The organism is Burkholderia sp. Ac-20349 (genome assembly GCF_017104865.1).
Lineage (GTDB): Bacteria > Pseudomonadota > Gammaproteobacteria > Burkholderiales > Burkholderiaceae > Burkholderia > Burkholderia aenigmatica.
In genome coordinates, this window is the sequence record NZ_JAAGPM010000040.1 from 38,259 (window position 1) to 57,846 (window position 19,588).

General features: G+C 67.7%; 19 protein-coding genes. 6 read left to right on the forward strand and 13 right to left on the reverse strand.

The genetic code is table 11. The annotated features are described in order from the left end of the window. Positions 1-56: 56 nt before the first annotated feature. Together G3N61_RS15725 and G3N61_RS15730 are read right to left on the reverse strand one after the other, a co-directional pair. On the reverse strand, positions 57-1,103 hold the full coding sequence (locus G3N61_RS15725) for an ABC transporter substrate-binding protein (protein WP_043177703.1): 1,047 nt from the start codon (positions 1,101-1,103) through the stop codon (positions 57-59). 77 nt (positions 1,104-1,180) lie between these two features. Then, on the reverse strand, positions 1,181-2,287 hold the full coding sequence (locus G3N61_RS15730) for an ABC transporter ATP-binding protein (protein ID WP_043177706.1): 1,107 nt from the start codon (positions 2,285-2,287) through the stop codon (positions 1,181-1,183). A gap of 108 nt (positions 2,288-2,395) precedes the next feature. Between G3N61_RS15730 and G3N61_RS15735 the strand changes: the two genes are divergently transcribed. Then, entirely contained in the window at positions 2,396-3,919 is a 1,524-nt protein-coding gene (locus tag G3N61_RS15735; protein ID WP_205822960.1) for a PLP-dependent aminotransferase family protein, read from the forward strand. 45 nt (positions 3,920-3,964) lie between these two features. On the opposite strand, the gene G3N61_RS15740 is transcribed toward G3N61_RS15735, so the two are convergent. The 5 genes from G3N61_RS15740 to G3N61_RS15760 form a co-directional block, all read right to left on the reverse strand. Continuing rightward, positions 3,965-4,999, reverse strand: coding sequence for a lipase secretion chaperone (locus G3N61_RS15740; protein WP_205822962.1), 1,035 nt, complete (start codon positions 4,997-4,999; stop codon positions 3,965-3,967). A gap of 3 nt (positions 5,000-5,002) precedes the next feature. After that, positions 5,003-6,097, reverse strand: coding sequence for a triacylglycerol lipase (locus G3N61_RS15745; protein ID WP_089453393.1), 1,095 nt, complete (start codon positions 6,095-6,097; stop codon positions 5,003-5,005). Positions 6,098-6,325: 228 nt separating this feature from the next. Continuing rightward, a complete protein-coding gene (locus tag G3N61_RS15750) occupies positions 6,326-8,458 on the reverse strand; it encodes a TonB-dependent copper receptor (RefSeq protein ID WP_205822963.1) in 2,133 nt (710 codons plus the stop codon). A gap of 82 nt (positions 8,459-8,540) precedes the next feature. Continuing rightward, a complete protein-coding gene (locus tag G3N61_RS15755) occupies positions 8,541-8,909 on the reverse strand; it encodes a DUF2946 domain-containing protein (protein WP_043177717.1) in 369 nt (122 codons plus the stop codon). A gap of 155 nt (positions 8,910-9,064) precedes the next feature. Then, positions 9,065-9,601, reverse strand: coding sequence for a cytochrome b (locus tag G3N61_RS15760; protein WP_089453395.1), 537 nt, complete (start codon positions 9,599-9,601; stop codon positions 9,065-9,067). Between the two features lie 225 nt (positions 9,602-9,826). Here G3N61_RS15760 and G3N61_RS15765 point away from each other — a divergent pair, with 225 nt between their 5' ends. Next, positions 9,827-10,465, forward strand: a complete 639-nt coding sequence (locus G3N61_RS15765; RefSeq protein ID WP_043179140.1) for a Pr6Pr family membrane protein — start codon at positions 9,827-9,829, stop codon at positions 10,463-10,465. Between the two features lie 48 nt (positions 10,466-10,513). Here G3N61_RS15765 and G3N61_RS15770 read toward each other — a convergent pair whose 3' ends face one another. After that, positions 10,514-11,248 (reverse strand): peptidoglycan DD-metalloendopeptidase family protein, encoded by a 735-nt coding sequence (locus G3N61_RS15770; RefSeq protein WP_043177721.1) that lies wholly within the window; start codon positions 11,246-11,248, stop codon positions 10,514-10,516. Positions 11,249-11,673: 425 nt separating this feature from the next. On the opposite strand from G3N61_RS15770, the gene G3N61_RS15775 reads away from it, so the two are divergent. Next, positions 11,674-11,994, forward strand: coding sequence for a hypothetical protein (locus G3N61_RS15775; protein WP_043177723.1), 321 nt, complete (start codon positions 11,674-11,676; stop codon positions 11,992-11,994). Positions 11,995-12,112: 118 nt separating this feature from the next. Here G3N61_RS15775 and G3N61_RS15780 read toward each other — a convergent pair whose 3' ends face one another. The 4 genes from G3N61_RS15780 to G3N61_RS15795 all read right to left on the reverse strand — a co-directional run bounded on the left by G3N61_RS15780 (position 12,113) and on the right by G3N61_RS15795 (position 15,702). Next, the gene (locus G3N61_RS15780; protein WP_043177725.1) at positions 12,113-12,457 is read right to left on the reverse strand and encodes a DUF4148 domain-containing protein; all 345 of its coding nucleotides are present in this window, start codon (positions 12,455-12,457) and stop codon (positions 12,113-12,115) included. A gap of 200 nt (positions 12,458-12,657) precedes the next feature. Further along, on the reverse strand, positions 12,658-14,070 hold the full coding sequence (gene gndA, locus G3N61_RS15785; protein ID WP_043177729.1) for an NADP-dependent phosphogluconate dehydrogenase: 1,413 nt from the start codon (positions 14,068-14,070) through the stop codon (positions 12,658-12,660). A gap of 97 nt (positions 14,071-14,167) precedes the next feature. Further along, positions 14,168-14,809, reverse strand: a complete 642-nt coding sequence (locus G3N61_RS15790) for a DUF938 domain-containing protein (RefSeq protein ID WP_089453396.1) — start codon at positions 14,807-14,809, stop codon at positions 14,168-14,170. Beyond that, positions 14,806-15,702 carry an NAD-dependent protein deacetylase gene (locus tag G3N61_RS15795; protein ID WP_043177732.1) on the reverse strand — a complete coding sequence of 299 codons (897 nt, stop codon included), beginning with the start codon at positions 15,700-15,702 and terminating at the stop codon, positions 14,806-14,808. Before G3N61_RS15795 ends, G3N61_RS15790 begins: the two co-directional genes overlap by 4 nt. A 1,031-nt stretch (positions 15,703-16,733) precedes the next feature. Here G3N61_RS15795 and G3N61_RS15800 point away from each other — a divergent pair. Next, positions 16,734-17,465 carry a GNAT family N-acetyltransferase gene (locus G3N61_RS15800; protein ID WP_205822965.1) on the forward strand — a complete coding sequence of 244 codons (732 nt, stop codon included), beginning with the start codon at positions 16,734-16,736 and terminating at the stop codon, positions 17,463-17,465. Between the two features lie 31 nt (positions 17,466-17,496). On the opposite strand, the gene G3N61_RS15805 is transcribed toward G3N61_RS15800, so the two are convergent. Then, entirely contained in the window at positions 17,497-17,895 is a 399-nt protein-coding gene (locus G3N61_RS15805; RefSeq protein WP_205822966.1) for a lysozyme inhibitor LprI family protein, read from the reverse strand. Between the two features lie 200 nt (positions 17,896-18,095). Here G3N61_RS15805 and G3N61_RS15810 point away from each other — a divergent pair, with 200 nt between their 5' ends. Both G3N61_RS15810 and G3N61_RS39570 read left to right on the forward strand, forming a co-directional pair. Then, the gene (locus tag G3N61_RS15810; RefSeq protein WP_205822967.1) at positions 18,096-19,055 is read left to right on the forward strand and encodes an LLM class oxidoreductase; all 960 of its coding nucleotides are present in this window, start codon (positions 18,096-18,098) and stop codon (positions 19,053-19,055) included. Positions 19,056-19,358: 303 nt separating this feature from the next. Continuing rightward, positions 19,359-19,588 (forward strand): hypothetical protein (locus G3N61_RS39570; protein WP_241017767.1); only part of this gene is annotated, 230 nt, incomplete at its 3' end.

Sequence of the window (19,588 nt, forward strand, 5' to 3'; positions counted from 1 at the left end):
GCCGCGCGACACGATCGACGTGCCGCGCGGCCGGTTGCATCAGGACACCTGACCGGTTACTTGGTCGCCCATGCGGCGAAACGCTGCTCGAGCTCGTCGCTGTGATCGGTCCAGAAGCCGATATCTTCCAGCACCGCGCTCTTGCCGTTGGCCGGCGAGTTCGGCAGGTTCGCGAGCGTCTTCGCGTCGAGCGACTTGATCGCCGCGATGTTCGCCGGGCCGTACGCGATGTGCTGCGCATAGCCCTGCTGCGGTTTCGGCGTCAGCGTGTACGCGATGTACTGCTCGGCCAGCGCCTTGTTCGGCGAGCCCTTCGGAATCGCCCAGTAGTCGAGGTCGTAGATGCTGCCGTTCCACACGACCTTCAGGTTCTTGCCTTCCTTCTGCGCGGCGTCGATGCGGCCGTTGTACGCGGTCGACATCACGACGTCGCCGGCGACGAGGAACTGCGGCGGCTGCGCGCCCGCTTCCCACCACTGGATGTTCGGCTTCAGCTCGTCGAGCTTCTTGAACGCGCGGTCCTGGCCGGCCTTCGTGCCCAGCACCTTGTAGACGTCCTTCGGCGCGACGCCGTCGGCCATCAGCGCGAATTCGAGGTTATAACGCGCGCCCTTGCGCATGCCGCGCTTGCCGGGGAATTTCTTCACGTTCCAGAAATCGGCCCAGCCGGTCGGTGCCGACTTCAGCTTGTCCGCGTTGTACGACAGCGCCGTCGACCACACGAAGAAGCCGACGCCGCATACCTGCGGCGATTCCGGAATCAGGTCGGACTTCTTCGCGATCTTCGACCAGTCGAGCTTCTCGTACAGCCCTTCGTCGCAGCCGCGATTCAGGTCGCCCGATTCGACTTCGACCACGTCCCAGTTGACGTGCTTCGCCTCGACCATCGCCTTCACTTTCGCCTGCTCGCCGTTGTATTCGACGGCCGTGACCTTGTTGCCGGTCGCCTTCTCGAACGGCTGGTTGAACGCGGCCTTCTGCGCGTCGCCGTTCGCGCCGCCGAAGTTGACGACCGTGAGTTCGGCGGCCGTTGCCGATGCGCCGACGACGGCGAGCGCCAGTGCCAGCGCGGTACGACGCGCGGTAAAGCTTGCTCGGTTCATGGTGGTTCCTCTCCTCTCGTGGTGGAAGTGGGCAGTTGTTGTTGACGACGTGCTACGGAAAATCGGGGAGACCGTGCTCACGCGAACACGCGCAGGTGTTCGGGTGCGAACGCGAGCGCGACCGGTACGCCGGGCGAGAACGCGTCGAGCGCGCCGGTGCCGAGCGGCACCTTCACGAAGCATTCGTCCTGGCCCGGCAGCGCGCAGCGCATGCGCACGTGATCGCCGAAATAGATGAGGCTGCGCGCCTCGCCGCTCAGCCGGTTGGCGGCCGAGCCGTTCGCCTGCCCGTTCGCGCCGTGCGCGGCGAGGCTCATGCGTTCGGGCCGGATGCACGCGACGGCCGGCGCGCCCTCGGCCGCGTCGCCGATGCGGCGGCCGACGAGCTTCGTGCCGTCGTCGAGCCGGAATTCGCAGAATTCGCCGTCGACGCGCGCGATGGTGCCGCGCAGCCGGTTGCTGTCGCCGATGAAGTTCGCGACGAATTCGTTGCACGGCGATTCGTACAGGCGGTCGACGGTGTCGAGCTGCTGCACGATGCCCTTGTCGAACACGGCGACCCGATCGGACATCGTCAGCGCCTCGCCCTGGTCATGCGTCACGTACACGAAGGTCACGCCGAGCTTTTCGTGCAGCGCCTTCAGTTCGTACTGCATGTGTTCGCGCAGCTGCTTGTCGAGCGCGCCGAGCGGCTCGTCCATCAGCACCAGCTTCGGTTCGAACACGAGCGCACGCGCCAGCGCGATGCGCTGCTGCTGGCCGCCCGACAGCTGCGCCGGGTAGCGTTTCGCGAAGCGCTCCATCTGCACCATCTTCAGCGCATGCGCGACGCGTTCCGCGCGCTCGGCCGCCGGCAGCTTGCGCACGGTCAGCGGATACGCGACGTTCTGCTCGACCGTCAGGTGTGGAAACAGCGCGTAGTTCTGGAACACCATGCCGATGTTGCGCTTGTGCGGCGGCACGTTGTTCAGCAGCTCGCCGTCGAGACGGATCTCGCCGCCGGTCGGAAATTCGAAGCCGGCGAGCATCATCAGGCAGGTCGTCTTGCCCGAGCCCGACGGCCCGAGCAGCGTCAGGAATTCCCCGCGGTGGATATCGAGGTCGAGCGATTTGACGACCAGCGTCTCGCCGTCGTAGGTCTTCCGCACGCCGCGAAAGCTGACGATCACATCATCGGACTTCATCGTGGCTGTCCCCTTGCTTCGCGACAATTGATTTTGAGATGCGAACCACTATACGGCGCTCACGGTTCTACAATAGGGAACCATTTCAATATTCCGCGTGGGACCACTTTGGACACAGTGATCGTCGCCGACTGGCTCTCCGCCCGCCTCGACCGTAGTTCGCCCGAGCCGATGTACCGCCAGTTGCTGCAGTTGATGCAGCAGGCCATCCTGACCGGTGAATTGGGGCCAGGCACCAAACTGCCGAGTTCGCGCACGCTCGCGGCCGACCTGTCGATCGCGCGCAATACCGTGCTGCACGTGTACGACCAGCTGACGGCCGAAGGCTACGTGCTGACGACGACCGGCAGCGGCACCTATGTGGCCGACACGCGACCGGACGCCGCCGCGATCCACGTGCCGGGCGCCGCACCGCCGCCGTCGGCAGCCGACGAACCGCCGCAGCCCGACGCGCAGGGCAGCCTGTCGGCGCGCGGCCGGCAACTGATCGAGCACGCGGGGGTGTCGCGACGCCAATGGGGCGCGTTCATGCCGGGCGTGCCGGACGTGTCGGAATTCCCGAGCCGGACATGGAGCCGCCTGCAGGCGCGGCTGTGGAAGGAAGCGAACCCAGAGCTGCTGACCTATGCGCCGGGCGGCGGCTACCGGCCGTTGCGGCGCGCGCTCGCCGATTACCTGCGCGTCGCGCGCTCGGTCAAATGCTCGCCGGACCAGGTGATCATCACGACGGGCATCCACCAGTCGATCGATCTCGCGGTGCGGCTGCTGTCCGACATCGGCGATCGCGCATGGGTCGAGGAGCCGTGCTACTGGGGCGTGCGCAGCGTGCTGCAGGCAGCCGGCCTCACCCTGACGCCGGTGCCGGTCGACCAGGAAGGGCTCGACCCGCGCGCGCGCGACATGCAGCATCCGCCGCGGCTCGTGCTGGTCACGCCGTCGCATCAGTACCCGCTCGGGATGGTGATGAGCCTTGCGCGACGCCGGATGCTGCTCGAATACGCGCGCCAGCACCGCTGCTGGATCATCGAGGACGACTACGACAGCGAGTTCCGCTACGGCAGTCGCCCGCTCGCGTCGCTGCAAGGGCTCGACGACGGCGGCCGCGTGATCTACGTCGGCAGCCTCGGCAAGATGCTGTTCCCGGGGCTGCGAATGGGCTACATGGTCGTGCCCGAGCATCTGGTCGACACGTTCCGCACGGGGCTGTCGGAGCTGTATCGCGAAGGCCAGCTGATGCAGCAGGCCGTGCTCGCCGAATTCATCATGGACGGCCACCTGACTTCCCACGTCAGACGGATGCGCACGCTGTACGGCGAACGCCGGCAACTGATGATCGACGCAATCCGTGCGCGCTTCGGCGACGCGCTGCCCGTGATGGGCGACGAGGCCGGCCTGCATCTCGTGCTCGGCCTGCCCGACGCCTGCGACGATCGCGCGGTCACGCAGAGCGCGTTCGATGCGGGCGTGATCGTGCGCCCGCTCACCAGCTACTACAGCAGCCTCGACACCGCGCGGCGCGGCCTGCTGCTCGGCTATGCGTGCGTTGCGCACGAAGGCATCGGGCCCGCATTCGACACGCTCGCGAATACCCTCGAGCAACACCTGCCGCGGGACCTCACGCGCGCGGCATAGCGGCGATCCTGCGCCGCGCCGCCCGCGTTACCGCGCTTACCCGCATTACCGCGCGCTGCCCGCCCCGCGATCGAGCGAGGCCGCACGCACCGCTTCGCCGGGCTTCGTGAACACGCGCTGCCGCAGTGCAGCGATCTGCGCGTCGCGATCCTGCGGCGACAGGCCCGCCGACTCGATCTGCGCACGCTGCGCCGCATAGTCCGCGTAGCGGCTCTGCCACGATGCGTCGTCCTGCTGCATCTGCGCGACGCGCGCGGCCGCTTCGGGGCCGAGCGTCTGCGTCAGTTGCGCGCGCATCGCATCGGGCGTCGCCCCGCTCTTCTGCAATTGCGCGATCTGGTCGATCGCCGCGCGCTGCTGGTCGATGCGGTGTTGCGCAGCGCGTTCGTCGGCCGGCATCTGCTGTTCGAGCGCAGCAAGTCGTTCGGCCTTCTGCGCCTCCGTCAGCGTGGGATCCTGTGCGATCTTCAACCGCGCGAGGTCGTAGCGCTGCCGCCACTGCTCCGCGCCGAAGAACGGCTGGCTCCAGTCGCCGAGCGTGCGATACGCAATCGACGCGCGCTGGTCGAGCGCGAGCTGCAGCGCCCCCAGGTCGGACTTCTCGACAGCGCCGGCATCGCGCAGTTTCGCGAGTGCGTCGAGATACGCGCGATACCGGTGCCACACGTCGAGCGCCTCGGCCTGCGCAGCGGTGCCGTCGAGCTGCGCGGCAATCTCGCGCGCGACGAACGCATCGAGCGCGGCCGCGCTCAGGTCGCTCTGCGCGGTCAGGCAGTAGTCGAAGAAATCGCGCACCGCACGCGACTTCGCGAGATGGCCGCCGGCATCGAGCGGCAACCGGGGCGCGCTGGAGCCGGCGAGTGACGGCGGCAGGCCCGCGCTTGTCGGCACGGCGGCCTGCGGCGGTGCGGCGGTCAATCCGCCTGCCGCCTGCGCATCCGGCGATTCGCCGGCCGTGCCCGCTCCGCGGTGCCAGCCCGCGCCGCTCCACATCGCGACGCCGGCAATCGCCGCCAGCCCCACGACACCATAGATCATGGCGCGCCGCGCCAGCGGCGCGCGTCCTTCACGTACCGTCATCGATTACACGCCCGCCAGCTTCAGCCGGTTCGCATGCGTGCGGATCACCGCGACCGGATCTTCCGCATACGCGCCGCGCACGCCGAGCAGCTGGTTGATCTCGTCGAGGTGGTTCCACTTGTAGCTCGTGCTCAGCACCTTGCCGTACAGCGCACTGCACTTCGACACGAGCCCGTCGTTCTGCCCGGAGCCGCGGTTGATCATCACCGTGCCCGTGCCGAACAGCGCGAGCGTCGACGGATCGAGCGCGTTCGCCGGATCGACGAGCGGGACGGTGCTCGTGTCCGCGGCACCCGTGACGCCGAACACGGAGAGCGTCGGCTGGATCGCCGTGCCGGCCCACGAATACAGCAGGTGCGTGTTGCCGCCGACGGTTTCCGTCGGTGCGCCGGTCTGGCAACTGCCCGGCGCCCCCAGGCCCGCACTCGGATAGTTCTGGTTGTACGTGGCCGCGCGTGCGGTCGTCAGCGTCTGCAGGGCGGCGAGCGCGTCCTGGTTCGTGTTGTGGCTGCTGCTCGTCAGGATCCCGAACACATTGACGAACGCCGCGATCACCGATGACGACAGCCCGGTCGGATCGTACGCGAGCACGTTCTGCACGAAGTCCGCGAACTCGGAGCCGCGATGCGGCGTGCCGATCGTCGTCACCGACGCGACGAGATCGGGGGCGACGGCCGCGACATAGCGCGACGTGAGGCCGCCCTGGCTGTGGCCGACGAGATTGACCTTGGTCGCACCCGTCGCGGCGAGCACCGTCTTCACGTAAGCGAGCAACTGTTCGCCGCGCCCGTTCGGGCCGTCGTCGCTCTGGAAACCCGACAGGTTCGCGACGTAGACGGTCGCACCGTTCTGTTGCAGGTCTTCCTGAATGCCGTACCAATACTCGAGCACGCCGGCGTACTTGTCGGTACCCGAAAGCCCGTGCACGAGAATGATCGGATAACGCGTCGCCGCGTAGCCGTCGGCGGGCGCGGTCGCCGCCATCGCCGCGTGCGTCGTCGCGAGCGTCATCACTGCCGTCGTCCCCGCGAACGGCGCGATGCTCATCGCGCATGCCACTGCCCCTGCCACCACCCTGGAACGCATCGTTCTGGCCATGCATGTTCTCCTGATTATTGTGCTGCCGGTGCGAATGAAGCCGGATCGACGCGCACGATGCGTCGCAAACGTCGCGCGTACCGTGTGCGTCGAATGCGGGAGTGAATCACGAGTCGCGAACGTTTGCGCCCCGACTAGATACGGTTCTCTAATCGGTTGACGCGCCCCGCCCGTTCAGGCGGGGCCGCGTTCCTGCGCGCGCATGCTGCGGCGCACACGCGCAATGCGTCACAGCTTCGCGCTGACGCGCAGCCATGCGGTCCGGCCCGGCTCCATCACCGGCGCGTTCGCCGGATAGCCGAAGCCCGCGTTGCCGGCGAGGTTCAGATGCTCGGTGTAGGCCTTGTTCAGCACGTTGTCGATGCCGACCGAGATCTGCACGGTCTTGCTGACGTTGTACTGCGTATGCAGCGAGAGCACACCGAATCCGGCGCTCGGGCCGAAGTCCTTGCCGACCACGTTGCCCTCATTCAGTGCATAGCGATGCTGCGGCGCAACGATGCGCCACAAGCCACCCGCCGACCACGCGCCGCGCGTGTATTCGAGCCCGATGCGCGCCTCGAGCGGCGGCATCTGCGGCATCGGATCGCCCGTTGCCACGTTACGCCCCCACGCATACGCGAGCGACGTGTCGACGCGCAACGGCGCAACCGGTTTCCACGACACGCCTGCTTCGCCGCCCATGATCTGCGCATTGACGTTGGTCGCCTGCGTGGTCGGGCCCATCATGCCGGCCGCGTAGTTGAACAGGATGAAGTCCTGCACGTAGCCGGCGTAGGCCGACACCCATGCATCGAGCCGGTCGCTCTTGTATTGCGCCCCGATGTCGAACTGCGTGGTCTTCTCCGGCTGCACCGCCGAAAACGCGTTGATCGAACCGGCCGGCCCGCGCTTCGCGGAGAACAGCTCCCAGTAGTCGGGATAGCGCTCCGTATGGCCGATCCCGGCGTACCACGTGACGGGCAGCGACGCGAGATCGCGCTCGTAGCGCACGAAGCCGCTCGGCAGCACGCGCGAGCGATCGTCGTCGAAGGTCGGGTTCGGCTTGCTCATCATCATGCCGCTCGTCGTCGCGCGCTTGTCGCGTGCGCTCGCATAGTCGACGCGCGCGCCGCCGATCACGCGCGACACGTCGCTCGCGTACCACGTCAGTTCGCCGAACACGCCCGCGTTCCACATCGTCGCCTGCGCATCCCACGACTTGTCGCCATAGTTCTGCCGCCCCATCGCCGAGCGCGAGTCGAGCCGGTTCGACTGCGCATCGACGCCCGTCACGAGCTTGAAGTCGTCGGCGAAACGGAACGTCGCGGCCGCGCGCGCGCCGAACGTGCGACGCCGCACTTCCGACGCCATCCGCATCGGCATGCTGCTGGTCGGGTCCGGTTGCCGCAACGTGTAGTTGTCCATCACGTGATCGGCTTCGTTGTAGTACACGCGCGCCTCGATCCGGTCGAGCACGTCGCCGAGATGCTTCTTGTCGAACGACAGCCCGAACGTCTCGCGGCGGAAATGCGCGCCGTCCATCCCGCGCCCCGCGTAGCGCGCATAGCCGTCGCCGGTGCCGGCGGTCAGCTCGACGCGCGTATGGTCGTCCGGCGTCCAGCCCAGCGCCGCATCGGCGTTCCACTTGTCCCACTGCGACGGCACGGTGTTGCCGTTACCGTCCTTGTAGTCCTGCGAATGCGCGTGGTTCGCGGTCACCCGGCCATAGACGTCCGGCGTGCCGGCCGTCACGTCGATGTTCTGGTCGTTGCGGCCGAACGACCCGCCGACCAGGCTGCCGTCGAAGCGCATGCCGGGCTTGTCGAAGCGCGGCGTCACGCGCTCGAACATCACGGTGCCGGCCGACGCGCCGGGACCGTACAGCACGGTCTGCGGCCCCTTCACGACCGTGACCTTGTCATAGCTTTCCGGTGCGATATACGACGTCGGCGCATCCATCCGGCCTGGACATGCGCCAAGCGTCGACATCCCGTTCGCCAGGATGTTCAGCCGCGAGCCGAACATCCCGCGCAGCACGAGGTCGCCGTTGGTGCCGCCGCTGCGGATCGACGTGAAACCGGGGATCGTTTTCAGGTAATCCGCGCCGTCGCTGGCGGGCAGCGGCTGGCGTGGGGTCTTCGGATCCGTGACGACGACGAGCGGCGTCCTCAGCGGCGATGCGACGACTTCGATGGCCGGCAGCGGCGCGGCCGTATCGTCGGTCGGCGCGCCGGGTGCGCGCGCCGTTTCGGCGGCCGCGGCGCTCGCGGCCAATGCGCCGACAGCCAGCGCGGGAACGGTGAGTTTCAGCACGCGCGGCATGCGCCGCGCACAGGCATTGCGTGACGCCCGCGGCGCACGCAACTGGAAAATGGTCATGATCGAAAGCCCGAGTGACGCCCTCCACGCGGCCTCGACGGGCCGCACGGATATCGGCGGTGAAAAGAACGGAAACAGCGCGTCAGGCGCGCTCGGGCGGTGCGCGTGGATACGCGCGCGGATAGCGGTCGGCGTGCGCCGCGATGGCAGGCGGCGCGACGGCGGAAACGGAAACGGCGGGAACGGAAGCGAGTGCCGCAGCGGCAGGCCCGCCGATCGCGGGGCTGTGCGCGAAGAAGCCGCAGTAGCCGCACGCATCGAGATGCAACGCATGATCGTGCATGCGGCCCGCATCGGATGACTGATGCGCGCCATGCTCTGTACTGCAGACGATCGCGTCAGGCGTGGCCGCCTGCGCGACGCGCCACTGCGACACCAGCGGCGCCGCGATCGCGAACCAGATCGCGAGCACGCCAAGCCAGGCGGTCAGGTGACGATGTCGGGGCAGCATGCTCGGCAACGAGTAAGCGGAATGTAAAAACAGCCGAGATGTTACAGAATGTTTAACGTGATGACCAGCGCGGATGACGGTAAACGAACCGGGGGCGCATGGTTGTCAACACAACCATGCACCCCCGCCTGCTGCATGCTTCCGGAGCGTGTCGTTCAGGGCGCCATGCGCCGCAGCACGTCGTCGCGCCGGATGAAATGATGATAGAGCGCGGCGAGCGCGTGCAGGCCGATCACGAAGTAGAACGCGTTGCCGATCAGCTCGTGCGCTTCCTTGATCGTCGGCCGCAGCGCCTTGTCGGGGCCGAACAGCGTGAACGACAGGCCGAGCCAGTCGAGCGACACCGGCTTGCCGCCCAGGTTGATCATCATGATGCCGAGCAGCGGCTGCGCGATGATGAATACGTAGAGCGCGACATGTGCAAGCTTCGACAGCCAGCGCAGCAGCGCCGCTTGCGGAATGGCCTCCGGCACGCGGCTGACGGCTCGCCACAGCACGCGCAACACCGACAGCACGAGCACGAGCGTGCCCGCGGTGAGATGCACGTTCATCCAGAACACCCGGCTGTCGCTGCCTTTCGGCCCGCGGATCTCGATGGCCAGGTAGGCCAGCGCCACCAGCAGGAAGACGGCCCAGTGGAAGAAGATCGCGGGCGAGCTGTAGCGCGTCTGTTTCGCGAGGATGTTTCTCATGCTTCGTCTCGTGTTGTATGCGGGGATGGGTGCAGGCGGCAACCGGCCTGCGCCCGGCAAAGCTGCCCCGATTGTAGCCGCACGTGCGCCCGGTTTTGCACGACTCGCGCAAATATCCGACGAATCGTCAACGTGCGCCGCGCGGCGCGCCATATGGAAAATCCGCATCGCGCGCCCGGACGGCTGTGGCACGATGGAGCTTTGGTGCGACGGCACGCGGGCATCATGAGCAAGGCGTTCTTCGTTGCGGCCTATCGGCTGACCGCCGCGTTGCTCGCGGTATCCACCACGCTGCACAGCGTCGCCGACTACTGGCACCTGCCGGGCTTCCATCTCGGCAACTACCTCAGCTACTTCACGCAACTGAGCAGTCTCTACGCGGCCGTGATGCTCGCCGCCGGGCTCTGGCGCATCGCGCGCCCCGGCTCGGCCCGCTACGAATCGATGCGCGGCGCCGCGGTGCTGTACGTCCTGATCACCGCGATCGTCTACGAACTCCTGCTCGCCCGGCTCGATGCGCTGCGCCACGTCACGCCGGCGTTCAACAACTGGGTGCTGCACCGGATCGTGCCGCTCGTCATGCTGTGCGACTGGCTGTACGTGGAGCCGCGCTTGCCGATCCCGTGGCGCAGCGCGGTCGCGTGGCTCGGCTTTCCGGTCGTCTATCTCGGCTATACGCTCGTGCGCGGCGCGCTGGAGAACTGGTACCCCTATCCGTTCGTCGATCCGCGGCCGCACGGCTACCTGCCGGTCGCGATCCAGTGTTCGATGATTGCGATCGGCGCAGTGGCGCTCGCACTGGGCATTCGCTGGCTCGGCAATCACGCGAGAGCGTCCGGCGCGATAACGTTCAGGAAAGGATGAAGGCGGGAACGTGTGCGCCGCCCGGCGCACACGGGGTGAGGCGGATCGTCAGCCGCCGTTGCGCGGCAGGAAGTTCATCGGATCGACGACCTTGCCGTTCTGGCGGACTTCGAACTCGAACGTCGAACGGCCGCTTGCGTCGGTGCCCATTTCGGCGACCGGCTGGCCCTGGCGCACCGCGTCGCCTTCGTTGACGAGCAGTTTGCCGTTGTGTCCGTAGGCCGTGATGAGCCCGTTCTCATGCTTCAGGATCACGAGCGGGCCGTAAGCCTTGACGCCGGACCCGGCGTAAACCACGCGCCCGGCCGCCGCGGCCCGCACCGAATGGTCGGGCCCGGACGCGGCGATCACGACGCCGCGCGTCTTGCCGGCCGCGAACGGCGCCGCCACGACACCGGTGGCCGGCCACGCGAGCGAGCCCGGCTGCGCGGCCGCCGCGGGCGGCTGCCCGAGCGACGTCGCGGCAGACGGCGGCGCGACGCGCAGCACCTGGCCGGGATACACGGCATCGGTCGGCGCCATGTGGTTCCAGCTGGCCACGTCCTGCACGCGCTGCCCGTACGCATTCGCGATGCCCGCGAGCGTATCGCCCGGGTTCACGCGGTAATAGCCGGCGATCACGCCCGGCGTCGCGGCCGACGTCGGTGCCGACTGGCGCGCCGGCTGCCAGCTATCGGTCCACGGCGTCATCGTGCAGCCCGTCAGCGCGATGGCCGCGGCAACGAGCGCCGCCTGCGGCAGCCAGCGCGTCAGCGCATCGTGGATGGGAATAGTTTCTCTCAAGGGTCCTCCCGGATTTGCGTCGCTGCGCCGCCCACCGCCCCCCGGCGCGCGACGCACGATGTCCGGCCGAAAGGCCGGACCAACCATTATCCGACCGCTGTCGCGGCCGTCAGTTTCCACAGTGGGACGTCGGCGCGAACGGGCTCACCGGCCCCTTTTTCGCGTCGTCCCAATCGGCAAAGATACCATTTGTCGCGGTCAGGGCCGCGTCAGGTGCCCGCTCCGGCAACAATCTTGCGTCGCCGCACCGGCGTGCCGGCGGCCTGCAAGCCGCGCCGCGCGGGCCGCCAGGCGGGCCTGTCGCGGATCCGCCGCCTGCCTCGCCGCCCTCGCCCGCCGTATCGATCCCGTCACATTCTCCCCTTCGATCGCCACCTATACTCGGTGATGCACTGCGCGATCCAACGACAACGAGGAGCATGACAATGAACAACGCGACGTTTCTTTCCGTGCAGCTCAACGCCGACGATTTCACCGGTTCCAGCGGCCTGGTCGAATTGCTCAACCGGCATCTGCTGTTCGCGACCGATGTCGCCGAGGCGGCCGATGCGCTCGTCCAGCTGGCGAGCGTCGCGCATATGACGGGCGCCACGCGCCATAGCGTCGAGCTGCCGGTCCTCGCGATCGAGCGGCTGCGCGATGCGCTCGACACGCTGAGCGGCTACGACGAAACGTGGCTGCAGGTGCTGGAACCGGCCGAAGCGCTGTTCCGGGATATCGGGCGCGGCCGGCGCCCGCTGCACTGAACAGGCCGCTGGCGCGATACACGCGCCGCCAATGAAAACAGCCCGTCGTTCCGCATGACGGAACGACGGGCTGTTTGACCTTCCAGGGTCGGATCAGGCCGCCGATGCGGCCGCACCATTAACGACCCTTGTAGATCGGGGCGTCGTCAGCGATACGCTTGACTTGCCAGCCGGTCTTGGCCTTGGCCGGCGCACCGGATTCTTGTGCGGCAGCCGGTTGGGCGCCGTAGCCGGTCGTGTCGGCAGCGGCGACGTTCTGTTGCGGGTTCAGGCGGGCTTCAGCAGCCTGGATGCCTTCCGGGTAGTTCGTACGGTCGCTGCCCAGCTTGTAGCCGGCCTGTTGCACGGCGACCAGATCGGCCTTCACCTGTGCACGGGTGACGGGTGCATTCTGTTGGGCGAACGAGACGGCGGGAACGGCGAGGACGGCAGCTGCGGCGAACGTTGCGATCAGCGATTTCATGATTACCTCCGGGATTTTTTTGCTCCGCCGCACACACCATGTCTGCAGCGATGGAACAGAGTTTAGTCCCGGCGTCCCCTAGGGAAAACCATGAAACAACGAAAACACTGTTTCCCCGGAGCCAACAATGTCGGCATCCGGGATCGAAAAACCCTACTCAAAGAATAGATTTTCGCAACAATGCTGTCCCCGCCAGCCGGTTACGACCAGTTCGCGTGGAAGCTGCCCGGCTTGTCAGTACGCTCGAACGTGTGCGCGCCGAAGAAATCTCGCTGCGCCTGCACGAGGTTCGCCGGCAGCCGCTCGGAGCGGTAGCTGTCGAAGTACGCGACCGCCGACGCGAACGCCGGTACCGGCACGCCGGCCTTCACCGCGGCGACCACGACGTCGCGCAGCGACGCCTGGTAATTCGCGGCGATGTCCTTGAAGTACGGATCGAGCAGCAGGTTCGCGAGCGCCGAATCCTTCGCGTACGCGTCGGTGATCTTCTGCAGGAAGCGCGCGCGGATGATGCAGCCCGCGCGGAAGATCTTCGCGATCGTCCCGAGATCGAGGTTCCAGCCGTACTCTTCGGACGCCGTGCGCAGTTGCGCGAAGCCCTGCGCGTACGAGATCACCTTGCTCAGGTACAGCGCGCGGCGCACCGCTTCGACGAACGCAGCGCGATCGCCGTCGAACGGCGCGGCGGCCGGGCCCGACAGGACCTTGCTGGCCGCGACACGCTCGGTCTTCAGCGACGACAGCACGCGCGCGAACACCGATTCGGTGATCAGCGGCAGCGGCACGCCGAGATCCAGCGCATTCTGGCTCGTCCACTTGCCGGTGCCCTTCTGCGCGGCACGATCGAGGATCACGTCGACGAGGTGCTTGCCGGTTTCCTCGTCCTTCTTGCCGAAGATCTTCGACGTGATCTCCATCAGGTAGCTGTCGAGCTCGCCCTGATTCCATTCGGTGTACACCGCGCCGAGCTCGTCGTTGGTCAGGCCCGCGACGTCCTTCAGCACCGCATAGCTCTCGGCGATCAGCTGCATGTCGCCGTACTCGATGCCGTTGTGGACCATCTTCACGTAATGGCCCGCACCGTCCGGGCCCATGTACGCGACGCACGGCTCGCCGTCCGACGGCGCCTTCGCGGCGATCTGCTTGAGGATCGGCTCGACGAGGTCGTACGCGTCACGCTGGCCGCCGGGCATGATCGACGGGCCGCGCAGCGCGCCCTCTTCGCCACCCGACACGCCGGTGCCGATGAAGTGCAGGCCCGATTGCGCGAGCTCCTGGTTACGGCGGATCGTGTCGGTGAAATGCGTGTTGCCGCCGTCGATCAGCACGTCGCCCTTCTCGAGCAGCGGCTTGAGCGATGCGATCGTCGCATCGGTCGCTTCGCCGGCCTTCACCATCATCAGGATCCGGCGCGGCGTTTCGAGCGACGCGACGAACTCCTCGAGCGTATAGGTCGGCACCAGATTGCGGCCGGGGAATTCGGCGATCAGTTCGTCGGTTTTCTCGCGGCTGCGGTTGTACACCGACACCGCGTAACCGCGGCTCTCGATATTGAGTGCGAGATTGCGGCCCATCACCGCGAGCCCGATCACACCGATTGCTTGTTTGCCCATTAGTCAATTCTCCGGAAAAAACGGGGCGCGACCCGAGCCGGGTCGCGCGCACAGGCGAAAGGATAGTGGAAACCCGGCGGCGATGCGCGCTTCCGTGTCATTGCTCCGCGTGCGGCAGCCGCCGGAACACGACGCTCAGGTTGTTCGCCGGCATCTCGACCACCTCGATGCAGTCGAGCCCGCGATCGAGGCCGAGCGCGACGACCGTCTCGAGATCGCGCACGCCCCACGACGGGTCGCGGCTGCGCAACTGCAGGTCGAACGCTGCGTTCGACGGCGCCGTATGCCGGCCCTCGCGGCGGTACGGCCCGTACAGGAACAGCACGCCGCCCGGCCGCAGCAGGCGCGACGCGCCCGCGAACAGCGCGTCGGTGCAGGCCCACGGCGAGATGTGAATCATGTTGATGCAGACGATTGCATCGAGCGCGTCGACCGGCCACGACGCGTCGCGCACGTCGAACGCCAGCGGCCCGGCAACGTTGGCGAGGCCCGCATGGGCAACCCACGCGGCGATCGAGCGCCGCGCCTGCGCATCGGGATCGCTCGGCTGCCAGTGCAGGCCCGGCAGCGCCTGCGCGAAGTGGACGGCGTGCTGCCCCGTGCCGCTCGCGATCTCGAGCACGCGGCCGCTCGCCGGCAGCACGCGGCGCAACACGTCGAGGATCGGCCCGCGATTGCGTTCGGCCGCCGGCGCCGACAGCCGCTCGGACGGATCGGGCGAAGATGTCGGACCGGTCACGATGCCTGCTCCGGTGCGTGGCCCGCGAGGCCCAGTCGCGCAGTCAGCGCGTCGAGCGCGGGTGCGCAGCGCGCCTCGACCTTCAGCGTCAGTATCGGATCGGCACGCGTATGGCCGAGATTGAGTGCGGCGACCGGCTTGTTCTGCGCCTGCGCCCACACGCAGAAGCGGTAGCCGGAATACACCATCAGCGACGAGCCGACGACGAGCAGCGCATCGGCCGCGTCGAGCGCCTGCGACGCGAGCGCCACGCGCTCGCGCGGCACGTTTTCGCCGAAGAACACGACCGCCGGCTTCAGCAGCCCGCCGCACGCGGGGCACGCCGGGATGCGGAACGTGTCGAGCGCGGCCCATTCGAGGTGCGCGTCGCCATCCGCAGCCGGCTCGGCTTCCGCGCCCAGCAGTTCGGGATTGTCGGCCTCGAGCATGACCTGGATCGTCGCGCGCGCATGATGGGCGCCGCAGCCGAGGCACGTGACGCCGTCGATGCCGCCATGCAGCTCGATCACGTCGCCGCTGCCCGCGCGCTGGTGCAGGCCGTCGACGTTCTGCGTGACGAGACGCTCGATCCGCCCCGCGCCGCCGAGCCGCGCCAGCGCGACGTGCGAGCCGTTCGGCTGCGCGCGGCCGACGACGGGCCAGCCGATCATGCTGCGCGCCCAGTAGCGCCGCCGCGCGGCATCGGAGCCGAGGAATTCGTGGAGCTGGATCGGCGGCGAGCGCATCCATTGGCCATTGCGGTCGCGATAGCCCGGAATGCCGGAGTCGGTGCTGATGCCCGCGCCGGTCAACACCAGCAGGCGCGGATGACGCTCGACGAACGTGTGCAGCGCATCGAGCGCGGCCGGGTCAACGTCGGCGGTTGAAGAGTCGTGCAGGGCTTTGTCGTTCATGTTGGCAGCGTGATCGGGCGCGCCGGCAAGCCGTGCGCCCGCACGGGCGGCCAGGCACGCCAGCACATGATACAGAACGCCGCGCGATCGGGCCGATGGCTCGCGTCGCAAACCGGCGCACAAAAAAAGACGCCCATCCGCCACTTGGCGATGGGCGCTTCAACAATTGATCCATCGGGGTAGTGGATCAACTGACAGCACAATTTCGCGGCGCCCGCCCTGCTACGGCCGGCGAACGCTTCCCCTGGACACCCTGTGTTCGGCGATGCCGAATGCATCGATTGCCGGCTTTCCGGTGCGATCCGGTTCGGACCCGTCGCGCCAACGCGATGCACGGCGCGCACGCCTACGCCGCGCGACGACTCGCGTTGCGCGCGGCTGCATGACGATCCGGGATCCGGGCCGGGCCATCCACAGGCATTCACGGTTCATCCCCGACGGCCGACCGGCACCAGTCGGCCTCGTGCGTCACACCTGCACGTCGTCGTTCAGAACGAACCCGATTGCTCGGATGGAACGGAAAGCCGCGCGCTCACGTCGCCTCGAAAAACGGCGAAGCGAACAACCCGGCAGGTCGGCGATTCATGTTTGCAACATGACATGTTGCGATTCGGTCTGTTTTCATTCTCTTGTCCCCGTCTCCGATACGTCCGACCCACTGAAGCGATTGCCGGACCAACTGCGTCCGCGACCGCGCTCACGGCCTGCACAGATATGCAAGGAGCGCACCATGCTTCATGCCACAAGGCCGCGCGGGCCGAAACGGGGCCAGCGACGCGAATCGCGCACCGACAAGCAGCGCGAACGTTTCGAAACTGAAACGCCTGCCGGACCGGCAGCCGTCGGCCGGGCCGGCCGTCACGCCGGCCCGGCCCGGCCGGTGCCGACGTCACGGCGTTGCATCTGCGCGCGATCGTCGATCGGCTTACAATCGCCCCACAGTGCGGCGCGCGCACGAATGGATGCGCAGGCCCGCCCTGGCATTCCGCGCGCAGCTCGCCGCCACCTGACCGGAGCCTCCTACCCGACGCATGCCTGACACACACGACTGGCTGGATATCGACTTCCGCACGCTGTTCCGCCTGCATCCGGATCGCCGGATCGAACGCGAGAACGATCCCGACTGCTCGCCCGGGCCGCGCTTCTGGCTCGGCCGATCCACGGACGGCAACCTGGCGGGCGTACGCGCCGACGTGCCCACCGCTGTCGCGGACGAACTCGCGCGCGTGGCCGACAGCGAACCACTGTTGGCGGATCGCACGCCCCCCGCGCATCTCGAACGCTATCTCGCGCTGCTCGCGCCTGTTTCGCACTGGAATATCGGCTTCGTCTACGCGCTGCCGCACGCACTCGGTTTCGACACCGACGCGCGCGTCGCGCTGATCGATGGCGACAGCGATGCGGGCCGGCATCTGCTGCATGCGCTGTCCACGCACGGGATGCCCGAAGGCCTGTGCTCGATGGGGTTTCGGAGCGTCGCCGATCTGTGGACGCCGTGGTGCGCGGCCGTCGTCGACGGCGAGGTCGCATCGGTCGCGTTCGCCGCGCGGCTGTCCGACGTCGGTGCCGAACTCGGTCTCGCGACGGCCCCCGCGTTTCGGGGGCGCGGCCTCGCGGCGACGGTAACCGCCGCGTGGTCGCGGCTGCCGTCGCTTCAAACGCGCACGCTGTTCTACAGCACCGACAGCGACAACCTCGCGTCACAACGCGTGGCGTCGCGCCTTGGCCTCACGCTGCGCGGCACGACGCTGCGGGTGGCCTAGCGGCGGGGCCGGCGCGCCACCTCGACACACCTCAACGAAAGGCTTCGATCACCTTCACGCGACGCTCGGTTTCGTCGACGAAGCAGCTGTCGACCTCCACGAGCCCGAGCGTGCCGCCTGCATCGGGCTGCCGCGATTCGGCGCAGGCGGCATCCCGCGCCTTGAGCCAGCGGCGCTCGTCGTGGCGCAACCTCGCCTTGCCCGGCTCATCCAGGCTCGCTATCTTCGTCTTGTAGACGGCATTCAACCGCTGGTCGGCCGCTTCGTATTTCAGCCGGAGGCAATTGCGGATGTCGGCCGTGTAGCTCGTTTCCTCGGCGGTCTTGCAGATGGCGGCGCGCTCCGCGTCGTCCGCGAGCGCATCGGATGCGACCGCGAAGAGCATCGCGCTCGCCGCCAGACCGATCATCGTGTGTTGAAGGACGTTCATCCGGATTCGTTGTTTTCAATGACGGAAGGGCACCGATTATGCCCGGCCCGCTGCCCGCATGGCCCTCGTGGTCTCAACGCCAACCGGTCACGCTCGACCGATCACTGCGCATCCCGTGCCGCGCAGCCGGCGTGCAAACACGCTAGCATTCGGACACGCCACGTCGCGCGTTCGCTTTGCCCCGCCGCCAAGGATTCCCCATGACCACGCCCGCCCCCGCCCAACCCGATGTCGCGCATCGCGTCTTTTCGGACGGACGGTTGTCGATCGGCCTCACGCTTCCACTGCTTCGCACCGGCCATATCGTCGCCGACTTCGACGAGCAGCTCGAACTCGCGGCGCTGGCCGACACGCTCGGCTTTCGCGCGCTGTGGATTCGCGACGTGCCGCTGAACAGCGCCGACTACCCCGACCCGGTCGGCCACCTCGACCCGTGGGTCCTGCTCGGCGCACTGGCGTCACGCACGCGCCGGATCGCGCTCGCCAGCGGCGCGATCGTGCTGCCGCTGCGTCATCCGCTGCATATCGCGAAAGGCGCGCTGTCGGTCGCGACGCTGTCGGACGGACGCTTCATCCTCGGGCTCGGCTCCGGCGACCGGCCACCCGAATATGCGGCGTTCGGCGTCGATGCGGAGACGCGGCGCGACCGCTACCGCGCGCACTGGGACGTCGTCGCGGCCGCGCTCGGCGTGCCGTCGCGCGTCCTCCCCGACGAAGCGCCGCCCGATGCGCCCGAATTCACGCTGCTGCCGCGCGGCGCCGACGCGGTGCCGATGCTGGCAGTCGGCTCGGGCGGCCAAAGCGTCGACTGGATCGCGCGTCACTCGATCGGCTGGATGACGTACCACCGCGATCCGGACACGCAGCGCGCACGCTATTCGATGTGGCGCGCGGCGGTCGACCGGCTCGCGTCGCCGGCCTTTCGCGCATTCGGCGTGTCGATGCGGCTCGACCTCGCCGCGGATCCCGATGCGCCGGCCACCGCGTTGCCGCTCGGCTATGCAACCGGACGCCACGCATTGATCGACATCCTGCAGGACATGCGTGCGGCGGGCACGCATCACGTCACGCTGAATCCGGGCTCTGACCGGCCCGTGCGCGAAGCCATCGAAGAAATCGCAGAGCACGTTCTGCCGGCTTTTCACGACGGACATGCGTAATTCAGCAGGATTCCAGATTAATTATTCCGATGCGATGGGTACGTCGCTCACCGTTACCGACAGGCGGGCATTACAAAAACCCTACATTTCGGTACTTGAAACGCTCCCACCTGTCTGACTGCCTACAGTCCACGTCGGACACATGACTGCGCAAACGCGCCGCAATCGCCCGCAGCGCGTCGTGTATGCCCGATTCGAATGATTGTCGACGGAACTATTCGGTTCCGCTCGCGATCATGTTAACTTCCGTCCATCGTTCAGCCCGGCGGGCCGCGCGCCGATGCGCGCCCGCATGCCAACTCCATGCGACATTTCCTCCTCGGCTGGCTGCTTGCCGCCGTCGTCTCGGCCGCCCAAGCGGCCACGCCCGCCCCGGCCGCCGCGTCGGCCGCTTCCGGCACCGCGCCCGCGATGACGTCGACCGGATCGCACACACCACGCCCCGCCTTCTCATGTGCCGGCAACGCGGCAACGACCGCCGTTCGGCACCACGCCATGTCCGATGTACCGGGAGAACACCATGCAAAACCGTA

Coding starts and splice junctions, on each gene's coding strand:
- G3N61_RS15725 (WP_043177703.1), bottom strand. CDS start 1,103: ATGAACCGAGCAAGCTTTACCGCGCGTCGTACCGCGCTGGCACTGGCG.
- G3N61_RS15730 (WP_043177706.1), bottom strand. CDS start 2,287: ATGAAGTCCGATGATGTGATCGTCAGCTTTCGCGGCGTGCGGAAGACC.
- G3N61_RS15740 (WP_205822962.1), bottom strand. CDS start 4,999: ATGACGGTACGTGAAGGACGCGCGCCGCTGGCGCGGCGCGCCATGATC.
- G3N61_RS15745 (WP_089453393.1), bottom strand. CDS start 6,097: ATGGCCAGAACGATGCGTTCCAGGGTGGTGGCAGGGGCAGTGGCATGC.
- G3N61_RS15750 (WP_205822963.1), bottom strand. CDS start 8,458: ATGACCATTTTCCAGTTGCGTGCGCCGCGGGCGTCACGCAATGCCTGT.
- G3N61_RS15755 (WP_043177717.1), bottom strand. CDS start 8,909: ATGCTGCCCCGACATCGTCACCTGACCGCCTGGCTTGGCGTGCTCGCG.
- G3N61_RS15760 (WP_089453395.1), bottom strand. CDS start 9,601: ATGAGAAACATCCTCGCGAAACAGACGCGCTACAGCTCGCCCGCGATC.
- G3N61_RS15765 (WP_043179140.1), top strand. CDS start 9,827: ATGAGCAAGGCGTTCTTCGTTGCGGCCTATCGGCTGACCGCCGCGTTG.
- G3N61_RS15775 (WP_043177723.1), top strand. CDS start 11,674: ATGAACAACGCGACGTTTCTTTCCGTGCAGCTCAACGCCGACGATTTC.
- G3N61_RS15780 (WP_043177725.1), bottom strand. CDS start 12,457: ATGAAATCGCTGATCGCAACGTTCGCCGCAGCTGCCGTCCTCGCCGTT.
- gndA (WP_043177729.1), bottom strand. CDS start 14,070: ATGGGCAAACAAGCAATCGGTGTGATCGGGCTCGCGGTGATGGGCCGC.
- G3N61_RS15795 (WP_043177732.1), bottom strand. CDS start 15,702: ATGAACGACAAAGCCCTGCACGACTCTTCAACCGCCGACGTTGACCCG.
- G3N61_RS15800 (WP_205822965.1), top strand. CDS start 16,734: ATGCCTGACACACACGACTGGCTGGATATCGACTTCCGCACGCTGTTC.
- G3N61_RS15805 (WP_205822966.1), bottom strand. CDS start 17,895: ATGAACGTCCTTCAACACACGATGATCGGTCTGGCGGCGAGCGCGATG.
- G3N61_RS15810 (WP_205822967.1), top strand. CDS start 18,096: ATGACCACGCCCGCCCCCGCCCAACCCGATGTCGCGCATCGCGTCTTT.